Raw genomic sequence first — 1188 nt, 5'->3', positions numbered from 1 at the left:
GTGATAACATCAAGATGACTGTAGAGCTAATCTGCCCAATCGCGATGGACGAAGGTTTACGCTTCGCTATCCGTGAAGGTGGCCGTACAGTTGGTGCTGGTGTTGTAGCTTCAATCGTAGAATAATCTATAGATTGCAGTAACACTGTAAAAAAAGGTCACTTCGGTGGCCTTTTTTAATGCTTGTAGGTTGGATAATTGGTAAGCGCCATCCGGCGATGTAAACTTAGCGGTTGTTAGATAGGCTCATTTCACCTTGCGCAAAAGGAATGTGAGTGCTTCGCACTCTGTCATTAAACTTTTGCACGTTCACGCATTAAGAAAAGCCCGAGCCTAGGTTCGGGTTTTTTTATGTTTAAAATATGAGAAGGTGGCACTGTTACAAGTGAATGTTGGTGCTTGTCGCTTCAATCGTAGAATAATCTATAGATTGCAGTAACATTGTAAAAAAGGTCGTTTCCTGATAAAGGATGCGGCCTTTTTAATGCTTGGAGCTCGTAAGTCGGGTAAGAGAAGCATCGTCTGACAATGGTGAGTTGTATAGTGCAAGGGGTAATGACAAAGTGCGAAGCATTTGCATTTCCTTTGTGCAAGGTGAAACAAGCAAGTTTAACCACTGCTAAGGGCTTCACCACCTAGATAAACTTTATGTAAAGCAAACTTACTCACTGCGTTCGCTGTCGTTAAGCCTTTACACGTTAAAACATTGACCTATTGTAATACCGGAACATTTATTTAATGCAATTGGTATTAATTATTTTGAGGGGCTAAACCTGATCTTGCTGCGTTATAAATTTCTCATTTAGCGCAACTAAATAGCGAAACTCTTACCCTGTGATCGACAAGGTTTCATTGCCTAAAAGTAGAGCGCTAAATTAAGTGAATTGGTGTGAACTGTAAAAAGCCCCCAAAACGATTTTGGAGGCTTTTAATAATTCTATTTTGTTTAAAACCGATTAGCAGTTTTCATTTTCAGCTTTAGCGGCTTCTTTAACGTTCTCACAGGCATCTTCAATGGCGTTTTTGCTATCGGTTACCATTTCATCGATTTTTTCACCAGCATCCTCTGCTGGACCGTCTGAACAACCTGCCAGTGCAAGTAAAGCAACAACACCGACGGCTTTTGTTAGATTCATGATATTCATAATGTGCTCCTTCAAGCCTAAGCTTTGGGCTTTTTAACGAGTGA

2 protein-coding genes are annotated in these 1188 nt (G+C 40.7%); one reads left to right on the top strand and one right to left on the bottom strand.

Annotation, left to right across the window (positions count from 1 at the left end; all coding sequences use genetic code 11):
• Positions 1 to 125, top strand: a 125-nt coding sequence (locus OCI93_RS20885) for an EF-Tu C-terminal domain-related protein (protein WP_465250992.1), incomplete at its 5' end; no start/stop codon positions are given.
• An 830-nt stretch (positions 126 to 955) separates the two neighbouring features.
• Here OCI93_RS20885 and OCI93_RS20880 read toward each other — a convergent pair.
• Positions 956 to 1144, bottom strand: coding sequence for a hypothetical protein (locus tag OCI93_RS20880; RefSeq protein ID WP_261595353.1), 189 nt, complete (start codon positions 1142 to 1144; stop codon positions 956 to 958).
• Positions 1145 to 1188 lie beyond the last annotated feature (44 nt).

The sequence above is a fragment of the Pseudoalteromonas holothuriae genome (genome assembly GCF_945859825.1).
Taxonomy (GTDB): domain Bacteria; phylum Pseudomonadota; class Gammaproteobacteria; order Enterobacterales; family Alteromonadaceae; genus Pseudoalteromonas; species Pseudoalteromonas holothuriae.
The sequence above is the reverse complement of the archived record's forward strand: the minus strand, read 5'-3'. Positions and strand labels throughout refer to the sequence as shown.